The organism is Synechococcus sp. MU1643, assembly GCF_020514095.1.
In the GTDB taxonomy this organism is placed as follows: Bacteria; Cyanobacteriota; Cyanobacteriia; order PCC-6307; family Cyanobiaceae; genus Parasynechococcus.
The window spans coordinates 12,736-38,222 of sequence record NZ_VTKY01000011.1 but is presented as its reverse complement, the minus strand read 5'-3'; the positions used below and the strand labels follow the sequence as shown (position 1 = coordinate 38,222).

Genomic DNA, 25,487 nt, shown 5'->3' with positions numbered 1-25,487 from the left:
AGATGTTGATGGAAACGGTTTGACCGTCTACTGCGCCAGAGGTGGTGCCAGAGATGGCGACGGAGGAAGCTTCTGAAGCGTTGAGACGTCCATCACCACCGTCGTTGATGGCAACAGAAATGGTGGGAGCTGCTGTGTCTTTGCTGGTGGTATCTGTGGCCTGTGTTGCTGCATTGCCGGCTAAGTCGCTGACATCGGCTGTGATGGAAAGTGTGCCGTCGTTAAGGGAAGAGAGATCGAGATTGGAGAGTGAATAGACGTTGGTGTTGACGCTGGCGGTGGTGTTGATGGGAGTGCCGCCACCAGAGGAGGAGATGTTGATGGAAACGGTTTGACCGTCTACTGCGCCAGAGGTGGTGCCAGAGATGGCGACGGAGGAAGCTTCTGAAGCGTTGAGACGTCCATCACCACCGTCGTTGATGGCAACAGAAATGGTGGGTTTGAGGGCGATAACAGTGATGGCGTTACCGGTGATATCGGCGATGTCGGTGCTGCTGTCAGCGCCTGGTGCCCAGTCATCAGCAGCGGCGATGTTGTAGGTGGTCCCTTGGGTTGAGGCGGTGCCGTTCTGGTTGAACAGGGAGTCGAGGTTGGTCTGATCGGTGCTGTTGAGGGTGATGCTTGCGGCTGTCGCCGATGTCAGTTCAACGTCACCAGTGGTGAGGGTGTACGTGCTGCCGGAGCCACCGGTAATAGTGAGCTTGGAGACATCGATGTCATTGCTGGCGCCGGGATATGCGGGCAGGTTGCTGCCGCTGAGAGTCAAAACCCCGGTGGAATCGTTGTAGGTGGCGGAGCTGAGGCTTGGCGCGGCGACATTGGAGACGGTGATGGCATTGCCGGCGCTGTCGGCTGGAGAGGAACTGGCGCCTGGATTCCAGTTCAGAGCAGCGGCGATGTTGTAGGTGGTGCCGCCACCGGAAGAGGTGCCGTTTTTATTGAGCAGGCCGGCGAGCTGCAGTTGATCGGCGGCGTTGAGGGTGATGAAGAAGGCGGTGGCTGAGGTGAGTTCAACGTCGCCGGTGGTGAGGGTGTAGGTATTGCTCCCTTCTCCGGTGATGGTGAGCTTGGAGACGTCGATATCGTTATCGGCGCCTGAATTAGCGGTGAGATCAGCGCCGGTGACGGCGAGGGCACCGGTGGCGGGGTTGTAGGTGGCCGATGTGAGTATTGGGCCTGAAATTTCAATACTCGCGGTATCACTCGCGGTTGAAACATGTTCGTTATTTCCTAAGTTGATAATTTGCAAACCACTGCTATCGTCAGCAACGTATGCAGTCACCCCATCAGAGGAGAGGGCAACATCTATCGCATCACCTGAGGTGTTAAAAGTATTTATAAGAGATGGACTTGTGAGGCCGATGACATCGATAACATGCAGACCATTGTCTTTATCTGCCAAATAAACTGTGTCTCCATCTGCGGAGAGGCTGATGCCTGAGGCGTCGCTAGGGGTATCGAAGCTTCCTCGCAATGTTGGGCTGTTGAGGTTGCTGATATTGACGATTTGGAGACCGCCGTCGTCGTCCGCCACGAAAGCTGTGTTCCCATCGGCCGAAATAACGATGTCACGCGCAGATCCTGATGTGTTGTAGTTACCCCTGAGAGAAGGATTTCCTAAGTCGCTAACGTTAATGATGTCTAGACCATGTGATCCATCTCCAACGAATGCGGTATTGCCATCAGTTGATAGTGCAACTCCATAAGCCTGGCCAGAAGTATTGTATACGCTTCTCCTTATTGGATTACTTGGATCACTTACATTGATGATCTGCAGCCCTGCGGATCTATCCGCAATGAATGCGGTGTTGCCGTCTGCTGAAAGGGTTATTCCAACTGCATATCCAGAGGTGTTGTACGAACCTTTGAGAGATGGACTATTCAGGTCGCTCACATTAATAATATCTAAGCCATCCCCATAATCAGCGACGTATGCAATATTGCCATCCGGCGAGAGAACAATGTCGTAGGCCATATCTGACGTATTGTATGTACTTTTGAGCGATGGACTACCTGGATTACTAATATCAATAATCTGCAGACCGCTGGTCCTGTCAGCAACGAATGCGGTGTTGCCATCAGCCGAGATTGCAACACCTTTGGCATTTCCTGAAGTGTTGTAAGTACCAGTCAGCGATCGGGCGTTTGCGATCGAGCCAGCTCCGTTTGCGGCACCATTCCGATCCCATGCCTTGAAGGTAATCAGGTCACTGATGGTGCCGCTGAAGTTCGTCACTGGAGTGAAGGCCAGCCGGGTGTTGTTATTGGCATAGAGAACCCTCGCTGAACTCGCTGATACAGCACCGACATCACTCCATGAGGTGCCGTTGTTGGTGGAGTAGTAGAGCGTTCCACCATTCAAGTTGGTGCCGATGATGGCAATGGCAGGTGAATCACCATCGCTATCGCTGAAGTTATTGAGGCTTCCGCCTGAATCAATCAGGGCTGAAACAAGGGTGCCGACAGCACCGGATGGAACTCCGGAGTTGATGGTAATGGCGCTGAATTGTGGGCTGGCCGATACTGTGAGCGTTGGCGCAGCGGCTTCCACGGCAATGCTCTGGCCCTTGATGATCAGGGTGTGATGGTCGTTCTGGTTAGTCTCAATGAATGGGATCGCAACACCGCGGATCAACGCCGAAAAGATGGCTCCTTCATCACCGGCGGTGTCGTTGCTGCCATTGAGCCTGCTATCAATTGCATGGCCAAGCTCTTCAAGCAGCACGGCTTCCACGGCTGCCGCTTTGGCTGATGCCAGCCACTCGGCATTGAGATAGATCCGTTCCTCTCCCTTGATATCTGCATGGTTGTAGGCGCCACGCAGCCCGCCCATGGTATGGCCGTCGAGAATCTCGACGCCGATGCCATTGAATGCAACGGGAGCCGAACGGCCAAAAACATGTTGCAGCAGTTCCTGCCAGGCCTGAGGCTTTGATTGCCAATGCTCGAGCCTTTGATCCACAGCGTGCATCGCTGCAGTCAATGCCGTGCGGGACTCGCCCGCCGCGCTTTCTATACCGGTGTGGAGATGAAGCGCAGCCAACAGACCACTAGAGCTTTCGCTTGTTTTACATAGTGCTCAACATCGCTGCTTGTGAATCCCTCGATTTGTCGTCACTTCAGACGAAGAAGCATCTGTTCAGGGCGAGTCTGTTGTCGTGTGATCAACAGCTCTACTGGCTCGTATCGGCTTCCGAGGCGAGGTCGATGCCACGTCGGTGCTGACACTGAGGTAAAAAGAAACTTCTGCCGAATGCAGGGGTTTGGGATCTTCCGATTAAGCCTTGATCACTTGGCGTAGGAAACGCCGCGATAGGTCAGCGCAGGCTTGTCGGATGCGCAAGCCACTTTTTGCTGGTTGTATTTCTGGCCGCGATAGGTCAGGGTCATCTGTGGTTCCTCAGAAATCCAGGTCCCCGTTCCTTGGCCTAGTGATCTGCGCCTCGCAAAAGCGAGGTGAACGTTGTTAGTAGCAGTTGCTACAGCGCATTTATAGGGTGAGCGCCAACCCCTCTGTCGTTCAAGCGGATACAGAGAGCCTTGTTGGCATCAGCACCGCTCAGTGCCCTCACTCCAAAATTTCGCGCACACTTTGGCGCACAAACAATGATATTTAGCCGTTTTGCACTAAAAGAGCGGCCCGTGTGGACCGCTCAGATGCCAGTGCTGGACTGACTTTTTTGAAGAATGGAGCCAAGGAGACTCGAACTCCTGACCCCCTGCATGCCATGCAGGTGCTCTACCAGCTGAGCTATGGCCCCATGTCGACGTGGTGGTTTCAGAACCGCCTTCGTCATGGGATATCTTACACCGCGAGAGCCTTAGACCTGCCTCCAGACGGCAACCAAGCGACCCTGAACCTCCACCTGTTCAGCGGGGAGCTCAATGGGTTGATAAGCGGGGTTGGCAGCTTCAAGAACCACCGTCGCCCCCTGGCGATGAAAGTGCTTGAGCGTGGTGCCGCTGCCGGCCACCAGAGCACTCACCACAGTGCCGTTGCGCAGACGCTGGGGATCCTGAATCGGCTCCATCAACACCACATCACCATCGGCGATGTGGGAGTCGACCATCGAATCTCCATTCACCGTCAGGGCGAACAGGCCACGGGTCTCCAGCACCGGTGCCAGGTCGAGATGCTCCTGAACATCATCAAAAGCCGTCACAAGACCACCCGCCGCAACGGCGCCAAGCACAGGAATCCCAGCGGCACCGACCATGTCTCCTAACAACTGCAGCGTGCGCGCCTGGCCCTCCTGCCAAGTGATCCATCCCTTCTGCTGAAGATGGCGCAACCGGCTCTGGATTGGCGCAGGAGAGCGCAGCCCCATCGCCTGCATCATCTGGCGGATGGAAGGGCTGTGGCGATGCGTGCCGATGTAGTCCACCAGCCAGTCGTAAAGCTCTTGCTGAGCAGTGGTGAGGGGCTCCTGGAGGGCACGGGTCACCGCAAGAAAAAGTTCGGGCAATACGTTTGTACCGTTCCTTCTCCTGCGCCGCAAGCGCAAGCTCAGCTCAAACCAGCTTCCACACCGCAGCGTCGGGAATGCTCGGCGCCATGTTCAAGTCTTTGGGCTCCTTGAACACCACACGCCATTCCGGAACCCGGCAGGAGACGTAGCCGGGATGCTCAATCAGCAGCCCCGGCTGCTCAGTTGTGCTGGCCACCCAGCCCGACATCCAGTGTCCCTCCTCCGAGAGGCCACCTTTGAACCAAACCCAGCAGCGTTCCTTACGCATCGCGATCCTCTTCAGCGGTTTTTGTAGGACTCAAGCTGTTGCGGACAGGCCGCCATCAGATATCCCATCAACTGCCCGGTGATACGGGACTTTTCCTGATCGGACGGTGCGTTGGGGACATCCTCGTAACGCATCGACGTGTCGCGCTCAAAGATGGTTTTGAGCTCAGCATCCTGCAACGCGTAAAAGGCATCCACACCCATTTCACAGATTTTCTCGGCCGTCCATCGGGCAATGGTGCTCTGCTGTTGTTTGTCGGTGGCCTGATCCGCTGACGCTGCCACCGCATGGGCGGTGACGATCAACGGCACCAACCAGCGGTGGATCACCGTCACAGACCACCCATCAACACCGCCAACAGAGCCTGCTGCGCATGCAGGCGGTTTTCCGCCTGATCAAAGATGCGGCTCGCCGCGCCCTCCATCACATCAGCGCTGATCTCCTCACCGCGGTGGGCCGGCAGGCAGTGCAGAACAATCGCATCGGCTGCCGCCTGCTCCATCAGGGCTTGATCCACACAGAATCCAGCAAAAGCCTGCTCCCGCTGAGCCTGTTCTGCCTCCTGGCCCATGGAGGCCCAGACATCGGTATAAACGGCCTGTGCACCCGCCACCGCCTCACGGGGATCGCTCACCACCTCAATCGAGGCACCATGGTGTGCTAGGGATTGGGCCTGCTCAAGCACGCCCGGCAAGGGCTCGAAGCCCTCGGGGCAGCCGATCCGCACATTCACACCCAGCAACGCGCCGCAGAGCATCAGGGAGTGGGCCACGTTGTTGCCGTCGCCCACATAGGCCAGGGTCTGACCAGGAAGGGCGCCATGGGCTTCCTGCATAGTGAGGAAGTCCGCCAGCGCCTGACAGGGATGTTCCAGATCGGTGAGGGCATTGATCACCGGCACCGAGGCCCAGTGGGCGTAGTCCACCAGTTCCTGCTGAGCGAAGGTGCGAATCGCCAGCACATCGCAATAACGGCTGAGAACCAGGGCCGTGTCTTCCAGCGGCTCGCCGCGGCCGAGCTGAGTGACGGAAGGATTGAGATCCACCGTCTGGCCGCCGAGGCGTGCCATGGCCACCTGAAAACTCACACGGGTTCTGGTGGAGGCCTTGCTGAAGATCAGACCAAGCACGCGATTGCCGAGATCGATCCGACGATCGCCGCTCTTCAGTTGTGCAGCCAGATCCAGCAACGCTGCTGTTTCCTCGGCGGAACAATCCGCAGAAGAAAGGAAGTCACGTCCGCACAGCGGAGAGAGGACAGCAGCAACGCCCGCAGAAGCGGTAGCCATCGCGACGGTTCAAAGGACCGTTATCGGGGATGAGGCCCACTGCCGTCAAGCGGTCACCCCTGACGGCAACACACTTGCCTCGAGCATCTGCTTGAGGTCATCCCCCTCGATCACCTCTTTTTCGAGAATCTTCTGGGCGATCGTCTCAAGCAGCGCCATGTTCTCCCTCAGGATCGCGAGGGCGTCGTCGTGGGCTTGGTCCACCAGCCCGCGCACCTCCTTATCAATTGCCTGAGCCGTGGCATCACTCACCGAACGACGTGGGTTGTTGCCCCCACCAAGGAAACGGCCACCGCCCTGCTTGTCGTAAGCCAAGGGCCCCAGGGTGTCGCTCATGCCATAGGTGCCCACCATCTGCTCAGCCAGATCGGTGGCCCGCTGCAGATCGTTGGCAGCACCAGTGGTGATCTTGCCGAAGACGATCTCCTCAGCCGAGCGACCACCCAGAAGGGTGGCGATCTGGCCCTGGAGTTCCTCCTTGGAATTGAGGAAGCGCTCTTCGGTGGGCAGCTGCAGGGTGTAGCCCAGGGCGCTCATGCCACGGGGCACGATCGAGATCTTGGCCACCTTGCTGCCGCCAGGCATGAGATGACCCACGATCGCGTGGCCCACCTCGTGATAAGCCACTACCTTCTTTTCATCGTCCTGAAGGACGCGGCTCTTCTTCTCCAGACCGGCCACAACACGCTCGATCGCTTCACCGAGGTCCTGCTGCTCAACGCTGGTGCGCTGGGCACGAGCTGCGAGCAGGGCAGCTTCATTCACCAGGTTGGCGAGATCAGCTCCGGCAAAACCACTGGTGGCGTGGGCCACGCTGTCGAGGTCAACGCCTGCAGCAAGCTTCACCTTCTTGGCGTAAATCTCGAGGATGGTCTTGCGGCCGGAGAGGTCAGGACGGTCCACCAAAACTTGCCGGTCGAAACGGCCTGGACGCAGCAGGGCTGCATCGAGCACTTCGGGCTGGTTGGTGGCCGCCAGAACGATCACCGGCTTGTCCTGGGCGGTGAAGCCATCCATCTCAGTGAGCAGCTGGTTGAGGGTCTGCTCCCGTTCGTCGTTGCCGCCGACGACGCCCATAGAGCCCGAACGGCTCTTACCGATGGCATCGAGTTCGTCGATAAAAATGATGCAGGGAGCTTTTTTCTTCGCTTCTTCAAACAGGTCCCGCACGCGAGCGGCACCGGCACCAACGAAGAGTTCCACGAACTCCGAGCCAGAAATGATGAAGAAGGGCACCTCTGCTTCCCCGGCCACGGCCTTGGACAGCAGTGTCTTACCGGTGCCTGGAGGGCCTACCAGCAGCACACCTTTGGGAATGCGCGCACCGATCTCGATGTACCGCTCAGGGCGCTTGAGGAAATCGACGATCTCAGTGAGTTCCTGCTTCGCCTCATCCACGCCAGCAACGTCGGCGAAGGTGATCCGCGATTCCTCATCGGGCACGTACACCTTTGCCTTGCTCTTGGTGAAGCTCAACGCCCCTTGAGCACCACCGCCCATCGAGCGACGGGCGAAGAACTGCAGCACCAGGATGAAGATCAGAGGTGGCACCACCCAGCTGAGGATTGTGGTGAAAATGTTCGGCTTCTTCGGGGGAGCTGCCGCGAATTCAACGCCCTTGGTCTCGAGGCGTTGGGGCAGATCCATGTCAAAGATCGGCGTGGTGGCCAGCACCGGAGGCGTGCCCTCTTCGGGATCACTCAGCTCGTAGCGAATCTGGTCTTGCGTGATGAAGGCCCGCTTCACCGCACCGTCATTCACTTGGTCGATGAACAGGGAGTAGGGCACCCGCGGCACTTGCTGCATGCCATTGCTGGGGAGGAAGCTGCTGGCCAGCAGCAACACCCCGAAGCCAATCAGCACCAGGTTGATGATCCCGAAGCGACGGTTCGGCTGGTTGTCGTCCTGGCGGATCGGCATGGATGGCCCGAGAGTTCAGACACGCTACGAGGGATCTCTGGCAATCAACGGGTGTGAGAACCGAACGGCGCCTAGCTTCTGCCCATGTGTGGTCGCTACTGCCTGGACACGCCTCGCGCGGAATTGCAGCAGCTGCTGCGCAGCTGGTTGCGGCCGGACGACAGCGCCTGGCTGGAGCATTACGCCCCCCGCGAGCTGATCCGCCCCCACGAACCGGTGCTGGCGGTACGGCGTGAGCACGGTGAAGACCGTCTCTCCCACATGCTCTGGGGCCTCCTGCCGGGCTGGGTCAAGGACCCGCTGCAGCCGCCGCGACCGATCAATGCCCGCGCCGAAACCATTACTGAGAAAGCTTACTTTCGCGGGCCATGGCGGCATCACCGCTGCCTTCTCCCCAGCACAGGCTTTTTTGAAAAAGGGCATCTGATCCAGCGCAAAGACCGGCAGATGTTCTGGCTGGCCGGTCTCTGGGACCGCTGGATCGGCCCCGATGGCAGTGAAGTGGAGACCTGCTGTGTGATCACGACCCAGCCCAACAGGATTGTGGCTCCATTGCACGATCGAATGCCGGTGATCATTCCCGAAGGGTTGGAGAGCATCTGGCTGGAATCGGGTGATGGAGCCCACCGACGCGCCCTCGAGCGGATGCTCACGCCAGCGCCAGCGGAGCCATGGGACTGCAGATCACTCAAGCCAGTTGCCCCCGCAAACAAGCACCAGCAGCTCTCCTTGCTCGATTGAGCAAGGCTTGACAGCCGCAGCTCGCTGCAGTGATGGGGGTGCTGATCGGCCGCTTCGTCAACAGCCTCGATCGGCAAAGCCCCTTAGTTGCCGCTGCGCCAACGCAGCAACCAGTCGTTGCCCATGGGCTCGCTCTGATGCCACTGCCCCTGCAGCACCTGATCCATGGCGCTGAAGTTCAGATCTCCAAGGGGGGTGCGGGCAGCCATGCCCCCCATCAGCTTCGGAGCCACTACCGCTGCAATCTCCTGCACGCAGCCCTGCCGAATCGCCGCGGCCGCCAGCTCAGGGCCGCATTCCCAAAGCACCTGGTTGCAACCCCGTTCCGCTAGGGCCTCCATCAACTGCTGCGGTTCACAGACCGAAAGCCTCAGTTCCTCAGGACCGGATGGCAAACGCCGGAGGTCGGCATCGGGGCCGTGGGCCACGAGGGTCGGCGCCAACGCGGTATCCCAGAGCTGGGCCTGATTCGGCAGATCCAAACTGCGGCTCAGCACCACCCGCAGCGGTTCCGGTGAACGCCGGCCCCTGCTGGTGAGCAGCGGATCATCGCCGCGAACCGTGCCCCCCCCAACCACCACGGCATCCATGCCGCTGCGCAGCCGATGCACCCAATCGCGGGCGGATGGACCGCTGATCCATTGGCTGACGCCATTGGGCAAAGCGGTGCGGCCATCCAGGCTCATGGCCCACTTCAGAACCCCGAACGGGCGGCCGGTGCGAACGCGATGCAGAAAAGCCCGGTTCTGCTGGCGGGCCTCCTCGCGCAGTACACCACTGATCACCTCCAGCCCCGCCTCCCTCAGCTGACGGATGCCGCCCCCATCCACCCGGGGATCGGGATCCTCCAGGGCGATCACAACGCGGCCAATGCCCGCGCGCAGCACCGCCTCACTGCAGGGGGGCGTGCGGCCGTGGTGGCAGCAGGGTTCAAGGGTGACTACAAGGGTTCCGCCCCGGGCCGCATCCCCGGCCTGCCGCAAGGCACCTACCTCAGCATGGGCATCTCCGGCCCGCGCATGAAAGCCTTCGCCCACCAGTCGGCCTTGGCGATCAAGAACCACGGCCCCCACTAGAGGGTTGGGGCTGGTGTGACCTTCAGCAAGGGCGGCCAGGGCTAGGGCCCGCCGCATCCAGAGCTCCCACATCAGCTGAGGGGCATTTCCTGCAGGGACCGCCATTCACCGACGACGTAGGGAGGGATCGGCAACTCGGTGAAGACACCCGGCAACGCCAAACGCAGCGGTCGGTTGTTGCTGAGATCATCCAGCAAAGGATCGAGGGCAAATTCAGCCGCTGCGTCACGGCCATCGGTGGCCAGCACCGGATTGGCCAGGGTGATGTCGTCCAGCTGCCATTCGCGCCGACCCGCCAACACCTGGAGGCTCACCGGATGATCGAGCCTCAGTTTTCCGGGATAGCCCACCACGCGCAGCACCACCGGCTGGCCTGCAGGGCCCTCGCGGTAGGCCACCGCCTGCCAGCTGTCGTAATCGAGGTCCCGGAGGCTCTCCAGCGAACGGACCATTGCAACACCGGCCTCGTTCTCGTGCTGATGAACCTGAGCCCAGGCCAGACCCGGCGTGAGAAGCAGCAGCCCCAGAGCGGCCAACAAACAGCAGAGCAAACGGCGCATGGGCAGGAGGTGACTCAGCGAATTCTCACAACAATCCTTGCTTTGAGGCGATTTCCGCCAACAATCAGCCCATGGAGGTTGCTTTTCATTCGGCACCTGGGCTCAGCAAGGTGCAAGAAATTGCCTGCCATTACGGCTTCCAAAGCCGCAATCACTTCGCCAGGGATTACCGGCAGTTCGGTGAATTCCCCAACGCAACACTTCAACGAGCATCCGCTCCGGGGATGAGCGTCCAATCGGTCTCCGTGGCCCAGAACCCCCAGATGGCCATGGCCCTGAGGTAGTGGCAGGCCCGGAAGGTGTTCACCGCGGTGATCGCCTCAGGGGTGCGGAACTGCAGACCACCGGAATACACCTGCTCAACAACAGCTGAGCAGATCGCTTGCGCCGTCTGCTTGTCCCCCATCAGGCGGTAGTAGCTGGCGATCCCGAAGTTGATCCCCGTCCACACCTCGAGCGGGTGAGTGCCATTGGGATCCAAAGGAGTGCCATCACGGCGCAAGCCGTTGGCCACTCCGAGGGATCCGCCATCGAAAGCCTCGAAGCAGGCCTCCTTCACCGCCTTCAAGGTGCTGCGGCTGTTGTTGTCACTCACCACCGGCGGCAGACCCAACAGCCGTGCGTAGAAATCACCGCAGAGCTGATCGGCCATCACCACAGGCGTGCCGCTCTCGGCATCAATGTCGTAGTACTCGCCGTTCCAGAGCAGCTTGTCGAAATTGCCCCGGGATTGTTCCAGCCAACCGCTGAATTCCCTTTGCTCAGCGGAGGTGTCCAGCCCGGTGCTGAGCTGAAGCGTCTGGGCAATGGCCAGGGCTGCCTCGAGAGCAGCAATCCAGAGGGCACCGCAGTAGGCACTCACCCCTTTGAGGGGCCAGTCGTCGAAGGTCTGATCCGGAGCACCGCCATTGTCGGGCAGGCCATCGTTGTTCACGTCGAAGGTCTTGAGGTAGCGCAGCGCCTCCACGGCCGCCGGCCAGCAATCAGCGAGGAAGCGGATGTCTTCACCACTGGGGGCGAGCTTGAAGCTACGCCACACCTGCAGCACAAAATCACTGCCGAGGTCCTTCCAGAGGTTGCAATCCTGATAGGCGGTGTAGTTGGTCGCATCCCAGGGGATCTCGTTGGGAGCCCCCAGGTCATGGGGGGTGGCTCCTTTCACCTTGCGGTCCGCCTCCACCCGGCCCTTGCCCTGGGTGAAATACCAGCCGATCGGGCGCTGGGTGGCATCCGACGCCGGAATCGCCCGGGCAAAGCTGCGCAGCACAGCCTTGTCGAGTTCCGGCCAGAGCTGCAGCAGGGCCAGGGATCCGTACAGACGAACATCGAGACTTTCGTACCAGGCATAGTCGAGGCACTCGAGAACGCCGAAGCGGCCGTAGGGATCATCAGGTGATGCCGCACTCCAGAGGCTGCCACCACTGCAGAGGTCGTAAAGCTCATTGAACAGAGCCATCCGCAGCGGTTCCGGCAGGTCTTGGCGTTGCAGCACCGGCTGCTGCCAGGTCTCGATCTGCTGGCGCCAACTGCGCCAGTCACGCAACGCTTCAGCGGCAATGGCAACCGCCTGGTTGGCATCTGCAGCGAAGAAGTCGGTGTAGCGGCGCAGAGCCTGGCTGCCGGTGGCAAAGGCCGTCACAGGCAGATCCCAGCTGATCACCAGCGGGATCTCAATGCTCTGCCTAGGGGCCAGCTGACACTGTACCGCAAGTGCAGCACTGAGGGGATCATCGGATCCACTGCGTCGGTCGTTGTTGCTTTCAGGAATAGTGCCATTGGCGCTGAAGCTGTCCCAGAGCTCACGTCCATCACCGCTGGGATTCCAGCGGCTGCAGCACTGGATCGTTACACCGGGCTGATCGACCGTGGCAATGCACCACTGGCCCTCACCTTCGGCAACGGGGTTTGAGACGTTGCCCTCCAGCACCACTCCCTTGAGGGAGCCATCGTCAATGCAACGGTTGCGCTGGCCGGCGGTGCTGCCGATGGCCGGGGCATAGTTGTGCTCGGGGCTGCCGTCATCGCGGAAGTGAACCTCCGCCGAGGCATCGGTGTTGGTGAACCAGCCGGTGGTGTTACGCCAACTCAACAGCAACGACAAATCAAGAGGCTGATCCGTGGGATTGCGCAGCTTCCAGATGAACACCGCCACCGGGTAGCTGGTGCGCTGGTAATCACCCGGCAGGATCGGGCTGAAGGCCTCACAACGCACCTCAGCGTCATAAACGCCCTCGTAGCTGGTCCAACTGAAGGGGTAGCGGGCGGCATAGGTGCCGGTGCTGCGGTCCGGCGTGCTGGCCGGATACCACTCCCAGGCCATCAGCGGCTGGCCAGCCTCCGGCCGCGAGGCATCCTTATCCGGCTGAACCGCCAGGGCGTGGGCACGCTTGCCGCGGCCATTCCCTTCAAACAGAGCGAACTGGCAATCGGGAAGCACCCCAAACCAGTGCTCGCCGCCATCGAGGTGCCAGAGGTTGATGTTGCCGTCGGGCGCCCGCCCGAAGCAGCCAGCTCCAAAGCCCCCCAGCGGCATGCCGTGGTTGGGGCCGTCGTCGAGGTTGCTGGCATAGCGAACCGTGTAGGGCGTGTCCCAGCCCAGGCCGAAGGGTCGGCTCCAGGAGGCCTCCGGTGGCTGCCAGCGCTCGGCTTGCTTGCCGCGACCAAGCAGGGAGTTCAGAGCGGACCAACCGAACGAAGCCATGCAGGGGCCGAGAGTCGCCTCAGATTGCCAGGTTTGAAGCGATCAGCCAGCCGTTGCGATCAGCCTGCAGACAGTGGTGAGGGATTGTCTTCGGCATCCAGCAGGGCATCCAAGGTGACCGCGGTGCGGACCAGGGCTTGATAGCGATGCAGGCTGCGGCGGTTCTGATCCAGCCAACGGCCGGGGGCTGTCCCCTCCAGGTCGGGCTGATCGGGATCGAGCAGGGGCAGATCATCCTTCTGGGCAATCAAGGCAATCACAAGCTCGTGTAAGCGTTTGCGACGATCGTGGGTTGGGGTCATGCCTCCTCCATCAGGTCGTTCAGAAGCTGTTCCGCCGCCAAGGGCAGCGTCACCGGATCAGCGGTATAGCTGCAAGCCTGGGCAATCCGAGCCTGCAGCGGGGCTTGCGCCAGCGGCCAGCTGCTGAGCCCGAGTTCGTCATAGATCCGTTTCACCGCAGCAAGGGGTTGGCGGATCAATGCCTCATAGGACACCTCAAACAATTGCCCCGCAGGAATCCGGTAACGAGACGTCTCAAAGGCCTCAAGCAGCTGGCGATGGGCCGACCGACGGAGCTGCAAGCCTCGAAGTAGCACCGCAGGGCGCAGGAAGCCCCCTGCCACCAAGCGATCCACCAGCAGATCACCCCCTGCCATGGCCTCACAAACCCTGACACCAGAATGAAGGGATGATCGATGTGATCGGCACCGACGCCGGGGCGCCCGCCTCGTTGCCTGCTCCACAGCAGACGTTGCTGCGGGCGGCCACCCTGATTGCAGCACCGCAGCGGTTGCAAGCTGCCCTTCGGGACTGGCTGGGGGATGCCAAACCGGAGCTGATCAGCAGCGATGACCCGCGGGCTCTGGTGGACAGTCTCCAATCAAGAGCTGTTGATCAAGCTGTAGTGGTGCTGGCCAGCGGCGATCCGCTCTGGTTCGGCCTGGGGCGCATCCTTTGCGACCGCATAGGGGCAGAGCGGCTGCGGTTTCATCCGGCCCCCACATCGCTGCAGCTGGCCTTCGCCCGCATCGGGCGCCCCTGGCAGGACGCCGACTGGGTGAGCCTGCACGGACGGGACCCCGAAATCCTGGCCAGCACCCTGCAGAAGAGACCGACGGCCATGGCGGTGCTGACGGACCCGAACCAGGGGGGCGCCGGCGCCGTACAGCAGATGTTGCGCAGCAGCGGGCTGGAGGCCAGCACGGACCTGTGGCTCTGCGAAAACCTCGGGCACCCCGAAGAGCGGGTGCAACTGATCAACCCCGGCACCGCGCTACCAACAGATCTGCAGCCGCTGCTGATTGCACTGCTGATCGCCCGCGAACCCGCAGCACCGGATCCGCATCAGCTGCCGTTGTTCGGGCTCGATGACGGGCTCTACCTGCAGCACAGCGATCACCCTGGACTGATGACCAAGCGGGAAGTGCGCATCCAACTCCTGGCCGAACTCGCCTTACCACCGCAGGGCGTGCTCTGGGATCTGGGGGCCGGCACCGGCAGCGTCGGTCTGGAATCGCTGCGCCTGCGGCCTGGCCTGCAACTGCTGGCGGTGGAACGCCGCGCCGGTGGCGCGCAACTGATCCAACGCAATGCACAACGGCTCGGCGTCAGCCCTGCGGCGGTGCTGGAGGCCGACGCCACCACGGTGCTGAACGGCGGGCTCCCGAGCCAGCTCAGCCAGCCCGACCGGGTTCTGCTCGGGGGCGGGGGCGCCCAACGGGAATGCTTGCTGCAGGAGGTGCTGACGCGACTGCGGTCTGGAGGTGTTGTGGTGATCCCCCTGGCGAGCATGGAGGCGTTGGCCAGCGTTCGCCCGCTGCTCGAGAACGCTGGATTGGCAGTGCGCGTTCAGCAACTGCAAGCCTGGCGGGGACAACCGCTGGGAGATGGCACCCGCCTGGCTCCGATGAACCCCACCTTGATCGTTACGGGAACGAAGCCGGCTTAAGGCGGCTTCGTTCCAAAAGCTTGAGCGGAGCAATTCGAACCGGATCGCCGATCTCAATCCCAAGCCGCTCCGCCTCACCGGCACCGATTTCAATCACTGCATCAACGAAATCAGCTCGTCCGTTGCCATCCGCATCGGCGGCGTAGGAGCGACAGGGCAGCGCAACGCAGGTTGGAACGGCACGCACCAGATCGAGCACCCGCCCATCTCGCACAAAGATCATGTCTAGGGGCGCGATGGTGTTGAACATCCAGAAGCGCTGCGGCTGCGGGGTGGAGAAGGGAAACCACATCCCGCGTAAGGGCGGCAGGGCCGGCCGCTGCATCAACCCCAGCCGCTGCTGCTCCGAACTGCGGGCCACCTCGAGATCAATGCAACGCTGTTTGGCCACGCACCAGCGGGCAGCAACCGACAGCCACTGCGGAGGCAGCTCAGGGGGCAGAACATCCACAGCCGCTCAAACCTCCGGCATCACCTGGCCGAGGCAGTAACCCCGGCCGCGCACGGTGTAGAGCAAACGGCGCTCACCACCGGCCTCCAGCTTCTGACGCAAGTAGCGCACATACACCTCAACAACATTGCTGCTGGAACTCTTCCCCTGCCACACCTCCTGAAGCAACAGCTCGCGGCTCAACACCTGGCCCCGCCGCCGAAACAGCACCTGCAACAGCATGAATTCCCGAGCCGTCAAAGCCACCACGCGTTCTCCCCGCTGCACCGTTCGGGTGGTGGGATCAACGCTGAGATCGTCAAGCTGAAGCAGCGCCGGTCGGTGACCTGACCGCTTTTGAATCGTGCGGTGCAAGCGCAGACGAAGCAACAGATCGCTGGGCCCGATCTCCGAAAGCCAGAAATCGTCGGCACCGGTTCCCAGGCAAGCGGCGCGGGCCTCAACGCTGTCCCGTTCCAGATCCAACAGGATCGGCATACCCCCGAAACGGCTGCGCAGGTCTTGAATCAATGCGGACTGATCAGCCGCCAGCACTGCAGCCACAGGTGATTCACCCGGTTCAGGGGCATGGGCTGAGGGCCCTGCACTAAGCCAATCAAGGGTGGCGTATCCAGATGCGGCCAGTCGAGGCACCAGTGACACCGCTGAAGGACCTGCCAACAGCAACAGGGGATCAGCGTTCATTCCCGCTCGGGCTTGGCGATGTGGGGAAGACCCCATCCGAGCTTGTTACGCAGCACCTGGAAAAACTCATGGTCGGCGAGACGAACAAACCGCACGGGATGGTCGCTGCGACGGATTAGCACCCGATCTTCCGGCCAGACATAGCAACCAGCACTGCCGTCCACCACCATCATCAGGCGCTCCGGTGTGGCGGGAAACACCGTGACGGGCTCACGGTCGCTGAACACTAGGGCGCGGGAGGCCAGAGAATGGGGAGCGATCGGGGTGAGTTGCAGCACCGGACAATCCGGCGTGATCACCGGACCACCGGAGCTAAGGGCGTAGGCCGTCGAGCCCGTCGGCGTCGAGAGGATCACGCCATCGGCAGCAATATCCACCGGGGCGTGGCGGCCGATGGCGATCTCGAAGTGACACATGCTCGTGAGCGGCTCACGGTGCAGTGCCATTTCGTTGAGGGAGAGCGCCTCCCAGCGGCGCTGATCGCCCCGCATCACACTCACCACAAGGTTGCTGCGTTCCTCGATCGTCCATTGCTGGGTGAGCACCACATCGAGGGCCCGATCCAGATCATCGAGATAGGCCTCGGCTAGGAAGCCCAGATGGCCGGTGTTGATCGTGAGAATCGGAATCCCCACAGGGGCGGTCTGCCGCGCGGCGGAAAGCACCGTGCCGTCACCCCCCAGCACGATGGCCAACACCATCGATTGATCGAAGCCCTTGGGCACACAGGCGCTATAGCCACGCAGCCGCAGGTGCTGATCAGGGTTGGCAAAGCCCACCATGCCCCCGGAGCTGCTGGCCCGAGCCACGGCATGACCGGCTGCCTCCAGGCGCTGCTGAATCGTGTCCGCAGTCTGAACAGCCAGCGGCTTGCCGTCATTGACGATCAGTCCGATCCGGGGCACTGATCCACTACGGGTAGAGGTCAGCTTCAGCCTATGGGACGCGCAAGAACTGAACGCCGCTCAGTAACGAAGGTTCCCGATCAGAACTGCTCGAGGAAGCGCAGATCGCTGGTATAAAGCCGGCGGATGTCGTCAATGCCATGGCGCACCATGCAGAAGCGCTCCACCCCCAGACCCGCGGCGAAACCGCTGTAGCGCTCAGGATCGAGGCCCAGCCCTTCCAAAACAGCAGGATCCACCATGCCGCAGCCCATCACCTCAAGCCAGCGGCCGCGCCACTTCACATCCACCTCGGCTGAAGGCTCGGTGAAAGGGAAATAACTGGCCCGAAAGCGCACCGGAAGGTCGCCGAAGAAGGCCTTGAGGAAGGCCATCACCGTGCCGCGCAGGTGGCTGAAATCGAGCCCCTCATCAATGGCCAGCACCTCTACCTGGTGGAACACGGGCGAATGGGTGGCATCGACGGCATCGCGGCGATAAACCCGTCCGGGGGCCACGATCCGCACCGGCGGAGGGTTCTCTTCGAGGTGGCGGATCTGCACCGGCGAGGTGTGGGTCCGCATCAGCAGGTCACCCCCGAGATAGAATGTGTCCTGCATGTCCCGGGCCGGATGGTCCTCGGGGATGTTCAAGGCGGTGAAATTGTAGTGGTCCCGCTCCACCTCAGGGCCCTCAGCCACGCTGTAGCCGAGGCCCAGAAACAGATCGACGATCTCTTCTGTGGTGGTGATCAGGGGATGGCGATGCCCCATCGGCACCCCAGTAGCCGGAGCGGTGACATCCAGGCTTTCCTTGGCGATGCGCTCCGCCATAGCCGCCTGCTTCACGGCCTGAAGCCGCTCTCCCAGCAGCGACTGCACTTGCGTTTTCAGCACATTGGCGCGCTGGCCCACCAGGGGACGCTCCTGACCGGGCAACTTGCCCATGGCCCCCAGCACACCAGAGATGCGGCCCTTCTTGCCCAGCAGCCCGACCCGCAGTTGCTCGAGCGCAGCGGCATCGGCCGCCTCGGCGATCTCAGCCGCGGCCTGCTGCTCGAGGGCATCGAGTTGATCGGTGAGCTGCTGCAGGGTGACCGGTGCGCTCACAGGGGTGAAACAGACAGCTGCCGACTTTAAGCAGCCAAGCCGCTTAGGTTCACCTCAGAGCGAATGACCCCATGGCCCCGCTGCGGATCCTGATCAGCAATGACGATGGGGTCTTCGCAGACGGCATCCGAACACTGGCCGCCACAGCTGCAGCCCGCGGCCATCAGGTGACGGTGGTCTGCCCAGATCAGGAACGGTCTGCCACCGGTCATGGCCTCACCCTGCAGACCCCCATCCGCGCCGAGCGGGCCGACGAATTGTTCGCCCCAGGGGTCACCGCCTGGGCCTGCAGCGGCACCCCCGCCGACTGCATGAAGCTGGCCCTGTTCGAACTGGTGAAGGAGAAGCCGGACTTGGTGCTCTCCGGCATCAATCACGGCCCCAACCTGGGAACAGACGTGTTCTGCTCCGGCACCGTTGCCGCAGCGATGGAGGGCACCCTTGAGGGCATTCGTTCCCTGGCGGTGAGCAGCGCCTGCTTCCAGTGGCGTCAGTTCCAGGCGGCCGCCGACCTTGCCCTGGAAGTGAGTGAACAGGCCATCGCAGACCAGTGGCCCGACAACCTGCTGCTCAACCTCAACATCCCCCCCTGTGCCCGGCAGGAGATGGGAGCACTGCGCTGGACCCGTCTCTCGATCCGGCGATACGACGAGCAATTCAGCCGTCGGGAAGACCCCCGTGGCCGCGCTTACTACTGGTTGGCTGGAGAAGCCGTGCAGGATCTCGAATCAGCCGGGGAAGGCCCGCGGGTTTGGCCCAGTGATGTGGCGCAGATTCATGCCAATTCACCCTCACTTACGCCGATCCAGCCCGACCTGTTCTGGAGGGGGCCCCTCGGCGGACTTCCGCAGCTCAAGCTCAAGGATCAATTGGTGCGGTAAACCCGCTGCAACAACCAAAGGGAGAACAACACCCCCATCAGGTGGGCGAACAGCACCTGGGTGTTGCTCAGCACGGACAGCATTTCCAGGGAGGTGATCGCCAGGTTGTCGGCCATGCCGCGGCCGCCGATGGCAATGCCTGGGGTCTGCATCGAAGCCTGCACGAACAGACTGCCGGCGAGGGCCTGATAGCCGATGGTGGCGAAGGTGAGACCCAGGAGATCCGCCAACAGCCCCCGTTTGATCAGCCGCGCCACCTCTCCCCGACTGGGACGGGCGCCACTATCGATCGCCCGACCGGTACGGACGATCAGCCAGCCCTGCCAGAGGCTGAACAGCAGCACCAGGAAGGCCAGGGAGGTGAGCGACAGGCCAGGCCCCAGGCCCACAGCACGTTCGGAATTACGGGCCAGGCTGCCGCCGATGTTGTTGAACAGGAGAACACCCACCACAACGATGCCGAGGACCACCTGGATCCAGAAGCGGATCCATCCCATCCGACGCACGCCGAACGACAACTTCTGGAAATCGAGGCGGTCTGGCATGCCCTGGTGCTCGGTCGTTCAAACTTGCCACCAAAGCGCACCTTCTGCACCTCTTTGATCCCGCTCTGTTCTCCAGAGGAAGCCCGTCGGCCCACTGCCCTGGCGCTGGGAAGCTTCGATGGCTTGCACGCCGGCCATCGCAGCGTGATCGCTGAGGCCATCCAGGGCAGCCAGGATGAGGCCATTGCCTCGGTGGTGAGCTTCTGGCCCCATCCCCGTGAGGTGCTGTTCGGCGAGGCACGCCTGAGGCTGGATCTACCCAGCGAAAAACTCGCCCTGCTGGAACCCCTGGGGATCCAGCAGCTCGTGCTGGTTCCCTTCACCCGCGAGCTCGCTCAGCTGAGTGCGGAAGACTTCGTCACCAGCGTGCTGCTGAACACACTTCAGGCCAGGCGCATTGCCGTGGGCACCAACTTCCGCTTCGGTCATCAGCGGCGCGGTGACGCCGAGATGCTGGGACGGCTAGCAGCTCAGAACGGAGTTGAGGTGAAGGTGGTGCCCATCGTTGAAGACCAAGAGGGCCGGATGAGCAGCAGCAGAATCCGCGCGGCCCTCGACCAGGCCGACCTAACCACCGCCAAAGCCTTGCTTGGCCGGGCCTACCGCTTTCAGGGACGGGTGGTTCGGGGCCGAGGCCTGGGGCGCGAACTGGGCTGGCCCACCGCCAATCTCCAGGTGGATGGGCGAAAGGCATTGCCAGGGCTTGGCGTCTACGCCGCCTGGGCCCAACTGGATGGCGATGGTGATCGCCTGCCGGCCGTGATGAACCTCGGCCCCCAACCCACGATCGATCCCACATCTCCCTCAGCCGTTGAGGTGCACCTGCTGGATCAAAGCCTGGAGCTGGAGGGCCGGCACCTGGGTGTCGAGCCTGTGCAGCGCCTGCGCGGCCAGACCAAATTCAGTGGTCTCGAGGAGCTCAGCATCCAGATCGGCCGCGACGCAGCCCAAGCCCGCAAGATCCTTCAGACCGGCTCTCAGGCCACGGTCGGATAGGCATTTACCAGGCCCCAGACGATGAACAAGCCAATGCCGCCGAGAAGAACGATTCCCCAGACCAGAACGTGCATGGTGCTCTCAGAACCACCGTTCTCCATGACCGACGCAGAAACCGTTGCCCACAGGGTGCCATGAATCCAACCCCAAGCGAGACATCCCTGGATCCACGGGTGGCACGCCTGATCGACGCCAACCTCGACCGTGCTCGGGAAGGTCTGAGGGTTGTTGAGGACTGGTGCCGCTTCGGGCTGGAGCAACAGGATCTGGTGGTGCGCCTCAAGGATTGGCGTCAACGGCTGGGACGGCTCCATCACGACAGCTACAAGCAGGCCCGCTCCACCAGCACCGACACCGGTGCCGGACTGGAGCATCCAGCCCAACTGGATCGCCACAGCCCCGACCACGTGGTGGCGGCCAACTGCGCCCGGGTGCAGGAAGCGCTGCGGGTGCTGGAGGAATACGGCCGCAACATCGATCCCGCCCTGGCTGCTGAAGCCGCTGCGATCCGCTATTGCCTTTACGACTTGGAGGTGACCTGCCTCAACGCCACCCTGGGAGCAAGGCGACGCAACAAGCTTCAGGACTGTCGCCTATGCCTAATCACAACGCCCTGCGATGACCTGAGCGATCGGGTGCAGGCCGCCCTGCAAAACGGAGTGGGCATGGTGCAGTACCGCTGCAAAGCGGGACACGACCGCGAACGTCTGCAGGAGGCCCAGCAGCTCAGGCAGCTCTGCAACCGCTTCGGGGCTCTGTTGTTCATCAATGACCGTGTGGACTTAGCCCTGGCGGTCGATGCGGATGGGGTGCACCTGGGCCAGGAGGACATGCCCAGCGAGGTGGCCCGCGATTTGTTGGGTACCGATCGTCTGCTGGGCCGCAGCACCCACAGCATCGATCAGGTTCATCAGGCTCAGCAGGAGCCGATCGACTACCTCGGCTTCGGCCCGATCCACTCCACGGCCGTAAAACCCGAGCGGAAGCCTGTTGGTGTGGAGCTCTTGGCGCAAGCCACTGCGATCAGCCAATGCCCCGTCTTTGCCATCGGTGGAATCACGCTGGCCAACCTGCAGGCACTGCTCACGGCCGGGGGCCAGCGCGCGGCGGTGATCGGCGCGATCATGCACGCAGATGACAGCGGTTTGGCCTCGCGGCAACTGCTCCAGCAGCTGGACCACGCCACGTTCTGAGCCATGCCTCTCACCCTGATGGTCAACGGTGAAACCCGCGTGCTGGATCCAGCACCGACCCCCGCCAGCCTGTCGGCCGTTGTTGCCCTGCTGGCCAACAACCCCCAGCTGGTGGTCGCCGAGCACAACGGGGTGATCGCACCCCGCAGCCGTTGGGACAAAATCGTGGTGAAGGATGACGACACCCTTGAGATCGTCACCATCGTTGGTGGTGGTTCCTAGAGTCACCTAAATGATGCCGTGGGCGCTGCTGCGGCCACCCCTCGACTGTTGAAACGACCCCAACGACTGCTCGCATCACTATTTTTGCCACTGGTGATTGTGGGGCTCTGCCTGTTCCAGGCACATCCGGCTGATGCAGCCCGCGGTGGGCGCATGGGCGGGGGCAGCTTCCGCGCTCCTTCAATGCCCCGATCCACCGGCGGTAGCTATGGCGGCGGCTACCGCGGTGGTGGCTACCGCGGCGGCGGAATGGGTTTCCCCTTCCTCATTCCAATCTTCGGCTTCGGTGGCGGCGGACTCTTTGGTCTGCTGATCCTGATGGCGGTCGCAGGCGTGCTGGTGAACGCCATTCGCGGAGTGGGCAATGCCCCCTCAATTGGTGGTGCGGCTGCTGCTCCAGCCATGCCGCGCAATGTGAACATGATTCAAGTGCAGGTGGGGCTGCTGGCCAGCGCCAAATCCCTTCAGGACGATCTGCGCTCTTTGGCTGCCTCCTCCGACACAAGCAGTTCAGCTGGTCTGCAGAGGTTGCTTCAGGAAACAACCCTGGCTCTGCTGCGACAACCGGACCTCTGGGTCTACGCCAATGCCGAGAGTGGAAGTGTTCCCTTCAGCTCCGCTGAATCGACCTTCAATCGCCTCTCGATGAATGAGCGCAGCAAGCTGGACGCTGAGCTCACCAGCAATGTTGGTGGTCAGCGAATGAGCGACACCAGCAGCAGCGCTGGCGAGGCAGACGCCACCAACGAATTCATCGTCGTGACGCTTCTCGTTGCGTCAACGGCAACAGCCAAGCTCAGTGGCGCCGACACTGGGGAGGATCTGCGCCAGACACTGCGCATTCTCGGTTCCACGGCTTCCACTGAACTCATGGCCCTTGAAGTGATCTGGCAGCCGGAGGGCCACGGAGATGTGCTCAGCGCCAACGACCTCGTCACCGCCTATCCCAACCTGCAGCACCTCTGAAGAACTAAAGATTTTCTTCGCCGATTTTCAGGCTTTCTGGGTATTACTTCCTAGGAATTAGTCTTAATTTGTTGATAACCAAATTTGGATTACCTGCGTTGGCTCCCGACCCCCGCTCCATGGAATGGCAACAGGACGGTGAGCTTTCTCGTTCTGACCTTGATGCTCTTGTCCATGCGCTTCAGCGAGTCGAATGCGACCACAACAGCGCTGAGCTGAAGCGTCTCGGCCAAATCGATCCTCCCGCGGGGGCTTGAAAAATCAGCTAGTGGTTTCTGGAGCACAGCCCCTGAGCATCCGCAACGCAGCCATTGCCGCACCGTAGCCGTTGTCGATATTCACCACTGTTAGTCCTGGGGCACAGCTGGCAAGCATTCCTTCCAAAGCAGTTCGCCCCCCTGCGCTAATCCCATAGCCAACGGAAATCGGCACGCCAATGACTGGTTGCGGCACCAGACCAGCGAGCACTGTCGGCAACGCACCCTCCATCCCCGCGCAGGCGATCAGGATCCGAGCCGAGGCCAGACGGGGGAGTTGATCGAGCAGGCGGTGCAATCCGGCCACCCCCACATCCATCACAGGATCGACGCCGATGCCATGGCAACGCAGGGCCAGGCTGATCTCCGCCACCACCGTGCGATCACTGCTGCCTCCACTGAGCACCACCACCTCAGCTGGTGGCGCAGGCAGAGGAGGCAACGCACCCAGGATGAGGCAGCGAGCATCAGGGTGCCGCACCACCTCTGGCAACGCCTCGCACACCCGTGCCGCCTTTTCAGGAGCCACCCGAGTCACAAAACCCAGTTCTGCTGCTGCGGCAAAGCTCTCCAGGATGGCGATGATCTGATCAGCTGTCTTGTGTTCACCCCAAACGGCCTCGACCATGCCCAAGCGCTGGCGGCGCCGTAGATCGAGGCGAGCATCCGGCGTGTTCACTGCGGGAACAGTTCCCCTTCAAACACCAGCGGGAAAGGGTTGCCCTGGCGTTGTCCTGTTTGCTCGCGGGCCAGCATCTCGAAGCGCTCCTGAACCGTCTGCACCTCTTCCATGGAGATGGATTTCCATTCCTCACGACTGCTCCAACGAATCAGCAGCGTTCCCTCCTCGGTTGCTGGATCCCAGAACAGATCACGGCCCAGAAACCCAGGCTGTTGTTTCAACCAAGGCTCCCAGCTGCCGCGTTCCGCCACCATCCAGTGCTCACGGCTCTCTTGGGGCACCTGCAGCCGCAGATGCTCAACCACAGCCACCGCTTCGCCAAGCTTCGGGTCGCTCTCTGCCCGAACCTCTGTCTCCGAAAGCCCGCCCAACATCAGAACCAGCGCCAAACAAGGTGCGACGACCCTAAGCAGTAGCGACTGGAGGTGATGCAAGAGTCAGCTCCGCTGCAGCAGGGCCACAGCCTGGCAACTGATGCCCTCTTCCCGTCCCTCCGAACCCAATCCTTCGTTGGTTGTGGCCTTCACACCAACAGCGTCTGGGGCGATGCCGATCGCTGACGCCATCCGGCTGCTCATCTCAGCGATATGCGGCTTGAGCTTGGGGCGCTCGGCAATCACCACCGCATCGACGTTCACCACCGACCAGCCGCGCTCCTTCACCAACTTCACCACTTGATCCAGAAGCTTCAAGCTGTCGGCCCCTTTCCATTGGGGATCGGTGGGGGGGAAGTACTTGCCGATGTCACCAAGGGCGAGGGCCCCGAGCAGGGCATCCATCACGGCATGCACCAGCACGTCGGCATCGCTGTGTCCATCAAGGCCAAGACCGTCGGGATGCTCCAACGTCACACCCCCCAGGATGAGGGCCCGTCCGGGCACCAGCCGATGGATGTCGTATCCGTTGCCGATGCGCAGCTCCATGCCGGGGTCTGAAGAGTCATTCATTGTCGCGGTCTGCCAGCGGGCAAACAGATCAGGCCGCCGCTCGCGGGTGCGCTGCTCCCGCTGCTCCTGACGCCACCGGGCGATAGCACCGTGGTCACCACTGCGCAGCACATCCGGAACGACCATGCCGTGGAAGTCGGCAGGGCGTGTGTAGTGCGGGTGTTCGAGGAGGAGTGCACTGTGGCTTTCCTCCACCAGGGAATCGGCCGTCCCCACCGTGCCGGGAAGCAGGCGAACAACGCCGTTAATCACCGTCATCGCTGGCAGCTCTCCACCGGTGAGGACGAAATCACCCATCGACACCTCCTCATCGGCCAGGCCGCGAATCCGCTCGTCGAACCCCTCGTAGTGACCGCAGAGGAAGACCAGTTGATCGTGATCGGTGGACCAGCGCTGCAAATCCTGCTGCTGCAGGGGATGCCCCTGCGGCGACATCAACAGAACCCGGCTGCGGGGCCTGCGGGGAATCGCCTCCATGGCAGCGAACACCGGCTCCGGCTTGAGCACCATGCCGGCACCGCCCCCGTAGGGCTCGTCATCAACCTTGCGATGGCGATCCGTGGCGAAGTCCCTGGGGTTGTGCAGATGCAACTCAGCAATACCCGCGTTAAAGGCACGACCGATCACCCCCAGCTCCAGCAGAGGAGCAAACGCCTGCGGCGCAAGGCTCACCACATCAAGGCGAAATGGCGCCATT

Annotated in this window: 27 protein-coding genes and 1 tRNA gene; 7 read left to right on the top strand and 21 right to left on the bottom strand. The window is 61.8% G+C overall.

Features of this window, described 5'->3' with window-relative positions; all coding sequences use genetic code 11:
• The 8 genes from FZX09_RS11555 to ftsH form a co-directional block, all read right to left on the bottom strand.
• A partial coding sequence (locus tag FZX09_RS11555) for a hypothetical protein (RefSeq protein WP_226403004.1) occupies nucleotides 1-3,043 on the bottom strand: 3,043 nt, incomplete at its 3' end.
• A gap of 245 nt (nucleotides 3,044-3,288) precedes the next feature.
• Nucleotides 3,289-3,390 carry a DUF4278 domain-containing protein gene (locus FZX09_RS11550; protein ID WP_226403002.1) on the bottom strand — a complete coding sequence of 34 codons (102 nt, stop codon included), beginning with the start codon at nucleotides 3,388-3,390 and terminating at the stop codon, nucleotides 3,289-3,291.
• A gap of 298 nt (nucleotides 3,391-3,688) precedes the next feature.
• Nucleotides 3,689-3,761 (bottom strand) — tRNA-Ala (locus FZX09_RS11545).
• A gap of 60 nt (nucleotides 3,762-3,821) precedes the next feature.
• Nucleotides 3,822-4,445, bottom strand: a complete 624-nt coding sequence (gene lexA / locus FZX09_RS11540) for a transcriptional repressor LexA (protein WP_226403000.1) — start codon at nucleotides 4,443-4,445, stop codon at nucleotides 3,822-3,824.
• A gap of 67 nt (nucleotides 4,446-4,512) precedes the next feature.
• The gene (locus FZX09_RS11535; RefSeq protein ID WP_226402998.1) at nucleotides 4,513-4,737 is read right to left on the bottom strand and encodes a hypothetical protein; all 225 of its coding nucleotides are present in this window, start codon (nucleotides 4,735-4,737) and stop codon (nucleotides 4,513-4,515) included.
• Between the two features lie 11 nt (nucleotides 4,738-4,748).
• On the bottom strand, nucleotides 4,749-5,066 hold the full coding sequence (locus FZX09_RS11530; RefSeq protein WP_226402996.1) for a hypothetical protein: 318 nt from the start codon (nucleotides 5,064-5,066) through the stop codon (nucleotides 4,749-4,751).
• A gap of 2 nt (nucleotides 5,067-5,068) precedes the next feature.
• Complete coding sequence (gene argF / locus FZX09_RS11525; RefSeq protein WP_226402994.1) at nucleotides 5,069-6,025, bottom strand: ornithine carbamoyltransferase; 957 nt, start codon at nucleotides 6,023-6,025, stop codon at nucleotides 5,069-5,071.
• Nucleotides 6,026-6,070: 45 nt separating this feature from the next.
• Nucleotides 6,071-7,945 (bottom strand): ATP-dependent zinc metalloprotease FtsH, encoded by a 1,875-nt coding sequence (gene ftsH / locus FZX09_RS11520; protein WP_226402992.1) that lies wholly within the window; start codon nucleotides 7,943-7,945, stop codon nucleotides 6,071-6,073.
• Nucleotides 7,946-8,029: 84 nt separating this feature from the next.
• On the opposite strand from ftsH, the gene FZX09_RS11515 reads away from it, so the two are divergent.
• The gene (locus tag FZX09_RS11515) at nucleotides 8,030-8,686 is read left to right on the top strand and encodes an SOS response-associated peptidase (RefSeq protein WP_226402990.1); all 657 of its coding nucleotides are present in this window, start codon (nucleotides 8,030-8,032) and stop codon (nucleotides 8,684-8,686) included.
• Nucleotides 8,687-8,769: 83 nt separating this feature from the next.
• Here the strand turns inward: FZX09_RS11515 and ribD are convergent, their stop codons facing one another.
• The 5 genes from ribD to FZX09_RS11490 all read right to left on the bottom strand — a co-directional run bounded on the left by ribD (nucleotide 8,770) and on the right by FZX09_RS11490 (nucleotide 13,681).
• Nucleotides 8,770-9,834, bottom strand: a complete 1,065-nt coding sequence (gene ribD / locus FZX09_RS11510; RefSeq protein WP_226402988.1) for a bifunctional diaminohydroxyphosphoribosylaminopyrimidine deaminase/5-amino-6-(5-phosphoribosylamino)uracil reductase RibD — start codon at nucleotides 9,832-9,834, stop codon at nucleotides 8,770-8,772.
• The gene (locus tag FZX09_RS11505; protein WP_226402986.1) at nucleotides 9,834-10,322 is read right to left on the bottom strand and encodes a DUF3122 domain-containing protein; all 489 of its coding nucleotides are present in this window, start codon (nucleotides 10,320-10,322) and stop codon (nucleotides 9,834-9,836) included. Before FZX09_RS11505 ends, ribD begins: the two co-directional genes overlap by 1 nt.
• Before the next feature lie 202 nt (nucleotides 10,323-10,524).
• Entirely contained in the window at nucleotides 10,525-13,023 is a 2,499-nt protein-coding gene (locus FZX09_RS11500) for a GH116 family glycosyl hydrolase (protein ID WP_226402984.1), read from the bottom strand.
• Between the two features lie 59 nt (nucleotides 13,024-13,082).
• Nucleotides 13,083-13,325 carry a hypothetical protein gene (locus FZX09_RS11495; RefSeq protein ID WP_226402982.1) on the bottom strand — a complete coding sequence of 81 codons (243 nt, stop codon included), beginning with the start codon at nucleotides 13,323-13,325 and terminating at the stop codon, nucleotides 13,083-13,085.
• Nucleotides 13,322-13,681: a sulfotransferase gene (locus FZX09_RS11490; RefSeq protein WP_226402980.1), complete on the bottom strand. Its 360-nt coding sequence runs from the start codon at nucleotides 13,679-13,681 to the stop codon at nucleotides 13,322-13,324. Before FZX09_RS11490 ends, FZX09_RS11495 begins: the two co-directional genes overlap by 4 nt.
• A 32-nt stretch (nucleotides 13,682-13,713) precedes the next feature.
• Between FZX09_RS11490 and cbiE the strand changes: the two genes are divergently transcribed.
• Nucleotides 13,714-14,973 (top strand): precorrin-6y C5,15-methyltransferase (decarboxylating) subunit CbiE, encoded by a 1,260-nt coding sequence (cbiE, locus tag FZX09_RS11485; RefSeq protein WP_226402978.1) that lies wholly within the window; start codon nucleotides 13,714-13,716, stop codon nucleotides 14,971-14,973.
• Here the strand turns inward: cbiE and FZX09_RS11480 are convergent.
• The 4 genes from FZX09_RS11480 to pheS form a co-directional block, all read right to left on the bottom strand.
• Entirely contained in the window at nucleotides 14,951-15,424 is a 474-nt protein-coding gene (locus FZX09_RS11480; RefSeq protein WP_226402976.1) for a DUF192 domain-containing protein, read from the bottom strand. The two genes, cbiE and FZX09_RS11480, sit on opposite strands and share 23 nt — an antisense overlap.
• Nucleotides 15,425-15,430: 6 nt before the next feature.
• A complete protein-coding gene (locus tag FZX09_RS11475) occupies nucleotides 15,431-16,108 on the bottom strand; it encodes a response regulator transcription factor (protein ID WP_226403008.1) in 678 nt (225 codons plus the stop codon).
• Nucleotides 16,105-17,013 carry an NAD(+) kinase gene (locus FZX09_RS11470; protein ID WP_226402974.1) on the bottom strand — a complete coding sequence of 303 codons (909 nt, stop codon included), beginning with the start codon at nucleotides 17,011-17,013 and terminating at the stop codon, nucleotides 16,105-16,107. The genes FZX09_RS11475 and FZX09_RS11470 overlap by 4 nt, the downstream gene beginning before the upstream one ends.
• A gap of 80 nt (nucleotides 17,014-17,093) precedes the next feature.
• Nucleotides 17,094-18,101, bottom strand: coding sequence for a phenylalanine--tRNA ligase subunit alpha (pheS, locus tag FZX09_RS11465; RefSeq protein WP_226402972.1), 1,008 nt, complete (start codon nucleotides 18,099-18,101; stop codon nucleotides 17,094-17,096).
• A 71-nt stretch (nucleotides 18,102-18,172) separates the two neighbouring features.
• Here pheS and surE point away from each other — a divergent pair, with 71 nt between their 5' ends.
• Nucleotides 18,173-18,982, top strand: coding sequence for a 5'/3'-nucleotidase SurE (gene surE, locus FZX09_RS11460; protein WP_226402970.1), 810 nt, complete (start codon nucleotides 18,173-18,175; stop codon nucleotides 18,980-18,982).
• Here the strand turns inward: surE and FZX09_RS11455 are convergent.
• The gene (locus FZX09_RS11455) at nucleotides 18,967-19,527 is read right to left on the bottom strand and encodes a DUF3611 family protein (protein WP_226402968.1); all 561 of its coding nucleotides are present in this window, start codon (nucleotides 19,525-19,527) and stop codon (nucleotides 18,967-18,969) included. The genes surE and FZX09_RS11455 overlap by 16 nt on opposite strands.
• A 54-nt stretch (nucleotides 19,528-19,581) precedes the next feature.
• Here FZX09_RS11455 and FZX09_RS11450 point away from each other — a divergent pair, with 54 nt between their 5' ends.
• The 4 genes from FZX09_RS11450 (at nucleotide 19,582) to FZX09_RS11435 (ending at nucleotide 22,904) form a co-directional block, all read left to right on the top strand.
• On the top strand, nucleotides 19,582-20,523 hold the full coding sequence (locus FZX09_RS11450; protein WP_226403006.1) for a bifunctional riboflavin kinase/FAD synthetase: 942 nt from the start codon (nucleotides 19,582-19,584) through the stop codon (nucleotides 20,521-20,523).
• Nucleotides 20,524-20,657: 134 nt separating this feature from the next.
• Nucleotides 20,658-21,716 carry a thiamine phosphate synthase gene (locus FZX09_RS11445; protein ID WP_226402966.1) on the top strand — a complete coding sequence of 353 codons (1,059 nt, stop codon included), beginning with the start codon at nucleotides 20,658-20,660 and terminating at the stop codon, nucleotides 21,714-21,716.
• Between the two features lie 3 nt (nucleotides 21,717-21,719).
• Nucleotides 21,720-21,938, top strand: coding sequence for a sulfur carrier protein ThiS (gene thiS, locus FZX09_RS11440; RefSeq protein WP_226402964.1), 219 nt, complete (start codon nucleotides 21,720-21,722; stop codon nucleotides 21,936-21,938).
• An 18-nt stretch (nucleotides 21,939-21,956) separates the two neighbouring features.
• Nucleotides 21,957-22,904, top strand: coding sequence for a DUF1517 domain-containing protein (locus tag FZX09_RS11435; protein ID WP_226402962.1), 948 nt, complete (start codon nucleotides 21,957-21,959; stop codon nucleotides 22,902-22,904).
• A 261-nt stretch (nucleotides 22,905-23,165) separates the two neighbouring features.
• On the opposite strand, the gene larB is transcribed toward FZX09_RS11435, so the two are convergent.
• The 3 genes from larB to trmD form a co-directional block, all read right to left on the bottom strand.
• Entirely contained in the window at nucleotides 23,166-23,840 is a 675-nt protein-coding gene (gene larB / locus FZX09_RS11430; RefSeq protein ID WP_226402960.1) for a nickel pincer cofactor biosynthesis protein LarB, read from the bottom strand.
• Nucleotides 23,837-24,217: a TIGR03792 family protein gene (locus FZX09_RS11425; protein WP_226402958.1), complete on the bottom strand. Its 381-nt coding sequence runs from the start codon at nucleotides 24,215-24,217 to the stop codon at nucleotides 23,837-23,839. The genes larB and FZX09_RS11425 overlap by 4 nt, the downstream gene beginning before the upstream one ends.
• A gap of 63 nt (nucleotides 24,218-24,280) precedes the next feature.
• Nucleotides 24,281-25,486 carry a tRNA (guanosine(37)-N1)-methyltransferase TrmD gene (gene trmD, locus FZX09_RS11420; protein WP_226402956.1) on the bottom strand — a complete coding sequence of 402 codons (1,206 nt, stop codon included), beginning with the start codon at nucleotides 25,484-25,486 and terminating at the stop codon, nucleotides 24,281-24,283.
• Between the last annotated feature and the right edge of the window lies 1 nt (nucleotide 25,487).